We start from the raw sequence: 7,456 nt of genomic DNA on the forward strand, positions 1-7,456 counted from the left end.
GCGGGCATGGAGCATCGGTCTTGACGACGACACCGTCGATCAGGAGCTCGCACTTCTTCAGCGGGCCTGGCAGGTTGTCGGCGACGGTGTAGCGCACCGTCACCGACCTACCCGTGCACTGCCCTTCCTGGGGAGTCGTGATCGTAGCGGTGGGCGGCGTGTCGTCAACGGTGAAAGTTACTAACGTGCTGACACCCACGTTGTCGCAATCGTCCGTCACTCGCACCTGCACGGTGTGGACACCGTCGGCCAGTGCGAACGGCCCCGCGACGTAGTCACCCTGCGGGCATGGAGCATCGGTCTTAACGACGACACCGTCGATCAGGATCTCGCACTTCTTCAGCGGACCTGGCAGGTTGTCGGCAACCGAGTAGGTCACGGTGACATCGTTGCCGGTACACTGACCATCCTGTGGCGAGGTGATCGTCGCCGTCGGCGGGGTGTTGTCCACCTTGAAGTTGACCAGAGTGCTCGTGCCGACGTTGTTGCAGTCATCGGTCGCGCGCACTTGCACCGTGTGCGGCCCATCCGTGAGAGCGAACGGACCCACCGTGTGCGTGCCCTGGTCGCACGGCGCGTCGGTGTGCACCACCACGCCGTCTATCAGCACCTCGCACATCTTGAGCGGACCGGGTAGGTTGTCGCTCACCGTGTAGGTGATCGAAACGGGGCTGCGCACACACTGCCCCTCCGTCGGTGCATCCACCCTCACCGTCGGCGGTGTCTCGTCCACCACGAAGGTCACCGTTGTGCTGAGGCCCACGTTGTCGCAATCATCCGTCGCGCGCACCTGCACCGTGTGCGGTCCATCCGTGAGAGTGAACGGCCCGACGGTGTGGGTACCCTGGTCGCACGGCGCATCGGTGTGCACCACCACGCCGTCGATCAAAACCTCACAGAGTTTCAGCGGCCCCGGCAGGTTGTCCGATACCGTGTAAGTCACGCTGACAGACCGACCAGTGCACTGGCCTTCGGTGGGTGCATCTACTCGGGCGGTAGGAGGCGTGTCGTCCACAGTGAAGGTCACGAGTGCACTCAGACCGACGTTGTCGCAATCGTCCGTCACGCGCACTTGCACCGTGTGCAAGCCATCGCTCAGGTCGAACGGCCCCGCGACGTAGTCACCCTGCGGGCATGGAGCGTCGGTTTTGACCACGACTCCGTCAATCAGCAGCTCGCACTTCTTCAGCGGACCTGGTAGGTTATCCGCCACGCCGTAAGATATCGTAACACTGCGCCCGGTGCACTGCCCGTCCTGCGGCGCGGTGACCGTCGCAGTCGGAGGGGTGTTATCTACCTTGAAGTTGACTAGCGCACTAGTTCCGACGTTCTCGCAGTCGTCCTTCACCCGCACCTGAACGGTGTGCGGGCCGTCGGCCAGTACTATCGTGTGCTCGTAGGAGCCCTGTGGGCACGGTACCTGCGTTTTGACTACCACTCCGTCTACGAGGAGTTCACAAAGGGACAGGGGACCAGGCAGATTATCTGCAACCGTGTACCGAATGGTCACTGGGCTTTTCACACACTGACCGTCTGCCGGCGCATCCACGCTGGCAGTGGGTGGTGTGTTATCCACCTTGAAGCCGACAAGGGTGCTGAGGCCGACGTTGTCGCAATCGTCCGTCGCGCGCACCTGTACGGTGTGAGGACCATCGGACAGAGCGAAAGGACCTACCGTGTGCGTGCCCTGGTCGCACGGCGCGTCGGTGTGAACTACCACACCGTCTATCAGCACCTCGCACATCTTGAGCGGACCGGGTAGGTTGTCGGAGACCGTGAATCGCACACTAACCTGTCCCGTCAGGCACTGCCCCTCTGCCGGAGCCTCGATGCTAGCTGCCGGCGGCGTATCGTCTACCTTGAAGGTGACGGTAGCACTGGTACCGACATGCAGACAATCGTCTTCGGCCCGCACGAACACCGTGTGGGTCCCCTCGCTCAAGGTGACGGGTCCGAAGGTGTGCGTACCCTGCTCGCACGGCGCCTTCGTCTGAACCTTGACACCATCTATCCACAGCTCGCAGTATCGCAGAGGGTCCGGGATGTTGTCGGCGACCGTGTACGTGATGGTAACTTGGTTTCTCACGCACTGCCCATCGGCCGGAGCGGTAACCGTGAGAGTGGGCGGCGTATCATCCACCTTGAAGGTGATGGGAGCGCTCGCACCCGGGTTGCCGCATGCGTCTACTACCCGGATTTCGACGGTGTGATAGCCTTCGGGAAGCGTGAAGGGCCCAGCGGTGTGAGTGCCCTGCGGACAGGGCGAGATGGTCTGGCGAACCACCCCGTCAATCACCACCTCGCACTTCGCCAGATCGCCGATAAGCGTGTCAGCAACGGTGAACTCGATGGTGACAGGGTTTCTCAGACACTGCCCGTCCTGCGGTGCAGCGATTACCGCAGTCGGGGGCGTGCGGTCCACGAAGAAGTCAACGACCGCAGTCGTGATGTTGCCCGGGGACCGGCACAGCTCCTCGGGATCGAATCCGGCCTGGTCCATGACGACGAAGCTAAGCCGATGGGCTCCATCAGCCAGCGTCGTCAGGTCGAGCACTCCAACCGGCGTCGTGAAGGGACAATCGTCCTCAGGACCCTGAGTGGGGGTTATCTGGACGTCGTCCAGTTCCCAGTGCCAGCGCCTGATGCAGTGCAAGTCGTTCGCGGTGCCCTGATACTCTAGGAAATCGTCTAGCGCGTTGTAGCAGGCTTTCTGATTCAGAATGACAGCATCAGCGTCCGGAGCGGTGTTGTCAACCACGAAGGGCACTTCGTCGAACTCCAGGACGACCTCGCCCCCTCCCTGCTGCTTCACCAGCTCGGCGCGAAAGGTGTAGTTGCCGTCGGCGAGCGGAGCGAGGGAGCTTTTCGTGTTGATGCAGGGCGGCCAGATACCGAACTCGCAGCCGTCGGGGCAGGTGGGACCGGCGATAACGCGCACGACGTTGTTGCCGGCGTCCAGAATGATCAGCTGCACGCGTGACAGCGTCTCACCCGTCGCCGCATAGTGGATTTCGAGCTGCACGAACTGCGAGACCACCATATTCGGCTCGGGGATGATGATCTCGACGAACCGAGGCCCCGTGCCCCAGTTGGAGCCGGGCTTCCCCACAGGATCTATGCTGACTTGAGCCGCAGCCAAGATCGGCAGCAGCAGACACAAGATGCTAAGAAACCGACGCATGAGCGCCCATCTCACTTTCTCTAATCACTGACCGGGAACAAGAAAGGGGGCGCGTCCGGCACCCTGCGCAGTTTGGGCGTTACACTCGGCTCGCCGTGAGGCATGGCACACCTGCACCTCCACGGCGATACCCAACCACCTTAGCTCCCCGGCACTCTCGCAAAATCAATTGTACCAGCCGGATTCTTTACCGTTGACCTGGTGAACATTCTAACCGCATTGGTTCCAGCTGTCAAGAGTTGCAACCTAATCACACGTACAGATGGACTGCAATTCGGTATTTGGGCTAGGCACAAACGAAGGCCCCGGCGCCTCGGCGCCGGGGCCTCGCTATACGGAGTTTGCGGTGCTTCCCGCCTAGTCGCCGACGCGACCGAAGGATGAGAGCGTCAGGCTGAGATCTCTTACGTCCGTAATACCGTCGCCGTTCAGATCGGTTCGCGGGTCTGTTCGGTCAGCGAACAGGACCATCAGGGCCACGTCGTGCATGTCAACCTTGTTGTCGCCGTTCACGTCGCCCGGAATCAAGTCCAGGTCCACACCGGTGGAGCCGTGTGCAGGCAGTGCGCTGAGCGTGACCTTCCGGCAAAGGTAACCAGGTACTCGAAACTCCACCTCGAACGGTCCGGCCCCGGCTGCAAACCGCTCGCCGCGGAGCAGGTAGAAGCCGCGACTTGCCTGCGGAAGCTCATCTTCGGCTACGAGCGCACCGTTCAGCTCGCGCACGCGCACCCTCAGCTTCACGAATGACTGGTCACCGTCGCCGTTCGGCCCTCGCCAGCCCGCCAGGTCCACGTTCTGGGCGACGCCCTGGAACTCGAACGCACCCTTGTCCGGATACGCCTGTGCCTTGCCCGTCGAGTTGACAGGGCGAGCGGCTCCGTTGAAGTCGTCGTAGGCATACAGGTAGCCGTAGTCGAGCACCGTACTGTCAGGCGAGAGTTCGTACGAAAGGGGGTCGTCCAGGAACGTACGGTTGAGGAATTTGGGATCGGTGTGCGTGGTCGTCGGTCCAGCGCGCTGAAGGTCCTGCTCGGAGTCGAACGCGCCGAAGTCGTTCATCCAGAAGTTGGCATAGGACCAGTTGTAGTCAGCAGTCCCGTCCCTCCCGACGGCCGCTCGCGGACCACGGTTGTATGCGATCAACTCGTTGCGGAAGGTCCCGTTGCCCCGGTCGGCCACGTACACTGCTGAGTTGCCTACTGTTGCGACGTTATCTGCGATGGTGTTGTGGGTGAGGCGCGGCCACGCACCATACCCGCGAATGAGGATGGTCGCCGACCCTGCTCGGTTGCGGCTGAACACGTTGTTGGTGACGTCGGTCGAAGTGTAGTCGTACAGGTCAGCTGCCGAGCCGTAGACCGCTTCGTTCTCCACGAAGAAGTTGCGTGTGAACGGTACCTGCTGCACCCTGCGCAGCCAGATGGCGCCGCCACCTTCGAGCGCCGTCGAGGTGGCAACGTTGCGCTCGAACCTGGAGCACGTGACGTAACCCAGCCCCGCGTCCATGGCCAGACCACCGCCGCGTGCCGCGGTGCACTCTCGCACCGTTAGCTCGGTCGCCTTGAACCCAGCACCGACCGCGTTGATGCCTCCGCCCGAGCCCGCGGTGGAACATCGTTGCACGAGCACCCTCGTGAGTTCGATGGAGCCGTTAGCGACCGCGATGCCGCCGCCATGGTTGCCCGTATACGACGTGCAGTCCTCCACCACCACGTCGGTGAGGCGTACGTTATCCGCCTGGTACGAGTAGAGCCCGCCCCCGAATCCCACTGCGTTGCCGTTTCGAAGCGTGAGCCGGTCGAGTACCGTGCCGTGCGCGCGATTGAGCCTCAGGACGCGGCCTTGGCTGCCGGCATCCAGGACCGTTGCACCACCGTGCCGAGCCTCGAGCGAAGCCTCATCGCCCGCGAAACCACCGTAAAGCTCGATGCCCGCGGCGTCGATCGTGAGCATCTCGCGATAGACTCCCTGGCGCAGCCACAGCTGCGTGGGGCCGCTGGCGGCCTGCAGGGCACCTCCCACGGTGCGTTTGGCCGAACCCCAACTGAGGCCGGAGTTGGCGTCGTTGCCATCGGGCGAGACATAGATGACCTGCGCGGCATTGGCAAGCGCGGACACCGCCAACACCGCTGCCACTGCTACCGGCTTCAAGAACGATCCGAATGGCCGATGATTCACTTGTGCCGCTCCTTTTGTGTGGAAATCGTGGGACACGGATTGCCCTCTCGGGTGGCTCATTCCCCACGGGAGCGGCGCAGGCTCTCGTATCTTCCTTGGCTTGGGCCGGCGTGGGCGAAATCCGGCAAGGCTCTCAGCGCGTGAACGGCATGCGAGTGCCGATCAGGTCCTTTCCGGCCTGGTGAAGGCTCTGGGTGCAGCACAGGTACCGATACCGTATTTCGACTTTCCGCATGCCAGAATTGCCCGCTCGCTGCTTGCTCACTCCCCAATCACCACGCAGGGCTGGAATGAGAGCCGGCTTTGGGACGGCGCGAGCCTACTGGCGCATTTCCCCGCTCTCATGCGTGTTAGCAGTACTCTGCCTGGTGGCGCTTCTTAGCGCTTTTCTCCGTACTGCCCCCGCAGCGAGAAGGTAGCGGCCCCGCCCGGGGGCGGGGCCGCACCTCTCGGCCTCCTGTGTTGCGAGTAGTGCCGAAGTCAGTAAAGGGCCTACTCCTGTCGGAAGAACAGGTCTGCGGCCTGCTCGATCAGCAAGCAACCGACCGGCTCTTCGTCACTCTCGATCAGGTATTGGTGCCAGAATCGCACGTCACGCTTGCCGTCCGGGCCGATGAACGTGTGGAAGTCAACGCTCGTGAGCCCGATGATCGTCTCGAACTCGGTCAGCGCTTCGGTCGGGTCAGGGATATTGAGCGCCTCACGAAGCGAGTCGGCGACGATGGGCGGGATCTTCGGCTTCTGCGTCCGTCCCAGAGCCACAGTCGAGAAGTACTCGATGTTGCGGAGGATGATCTCGGTTCCCGCGGTGCGTCCCAGCTGGCGGCTGACGTTGAACGGGCTCTCGAGCACCCATCTCCACACCACCGTCTGCGGCTCACCGGTGCGCCCGGTGTTCGGGTCGCGGACCACGTACACGACACCCAACTCGTAGGTGGTGCACGGCGGCGAGAACAGGATGCTTCGGTTGCCCATGTACCAGCCGTCGTCCGATTTCGGCAGGCGGAGAGCCTTTCGAAGCACCGACTCGTCCAAGTCATCGTTGGTCGCAGGGCCGCGATTCCGCTTCTCGGGATGCATCCAATCCGGGTCGAAGGTGTTCAGACCGGACCCAGGGCCGATGACGAAGGCCGCGCACTTCCAGTGCGGAGTGCACTTCCAGTACGTAGCCTGCTGGACGATCAGGTTCTCGTCGATCGTCACGTTGTTGTGGAGTAGGATGTCGCGGATGGTGAAGCCGTCGAGGTTGATGTAGCCGGGCCGGAACGTGTCTTTGAGGGCGTTGTCCCACGGATCCACGCTCTTGAAGTTGCTTCGGATCACGTTCTTCAACTCGTCGCCCCAACACCCGTCACAGGGCCCGTTGCACGGCCCGATCACAAAGGTGATCTCGCACCCTTTCTCCACGTAGTTGCCGCAAGCGTCGCTGAGCCCGATCAGTTCTAAACGATGGGTGCCATTAGCCAGGTCCGGTAGAACCAGGGACGACCCTGTGCCACTATCGAACTCTCCGGGCACGCCTGGCCATGCTATCTCGCTCCCGTCCAGGAGTACCTTCTCGACTCGAACCTTGCCACCACAGTTGTCGTTGACCACGAACGCTGCAGTGACCGGGTTCTGCAAGCACGTACCTGACGGCTGTGTCCACACACACGTCGGGGGCGCCGCATCCACGTCGAAGGTCCAGGTAGTTTCAGACTGGTTGTTACATGCGTCCCACACCTTCACACGCACCGTGTGCGTGCCGTTGGTTAGTGTGAACGGGCCAGGACACTCGATACCTACCCACTGCCCCGGTCCAAGGTAACCGACGGCGCCTTCGCACTTCTTTTGTCCGTCCAGCCAGAACTCGAACCGTCCTACGCCTTCGCAGTTGTCCGATGTCTCTACCCTCAGGTTCTCGATCGGATTGCATAGACAGCTCCCAGTGGGTACCGGGTTCTGAAACGTCGGTGGGGTCTTATCCACGTCGAAGGTCCAGGTGGTTTCGGACAGGTTGTTGCACGCGTCCCAGACCTTCACCGTCACCGTGTGCACACCACCGGAAAGGTCGAACGGGCCGGGGCTCACGATCTTCGTCCAGCCGCCGTTTCC

General features: G+C 62.3%; 3 protein-coding genes. All 3 read right to left on the reverse strand.

The window, feature by feature from the left end:
- On the reverse strand, positions 1 to 3,181 hold a 3,181-nt coding region (locus tag HRF45_11675; GenBank protein MEP0767186.1), incomplete at its 3' end, for a hypothetical protein.
- A gap of 357 nt (positions 3,182 to 3,538) precedes the next feature.
- Positions 3,539 to 5,335, reverse strand: a complete 1,797-nt coding sequence (locus HRF45_11680; GenBank protein MEP0767187.1) for a hypothetical protein — start codon at positions 5,333 to 5,335, stop codon at positions 3,539 to 3,541.
- Positions 5,336 to 5,854: 519 nt separating this feature from the next.
- Positions 5,855 to 7,456, reverse strand: a 1,602-nt coding sequence (locus HRF45_11685) for a hypothetical protein (GenBank protein ID MEP0767188.1), incomplete at its 5' end; no start/stop codon positions are given.

The sequence above is a fragment of the Fimbriimonadia bacterium genome, from assembly GCA_039961735.1.
In the GTDB taxonomy this organism is placed as follows: domain Bacteria; phylum Armatimonadota; class Fimbriimonadia; order Fimbriimonadales; family JABRVX01; genus JABRVX01.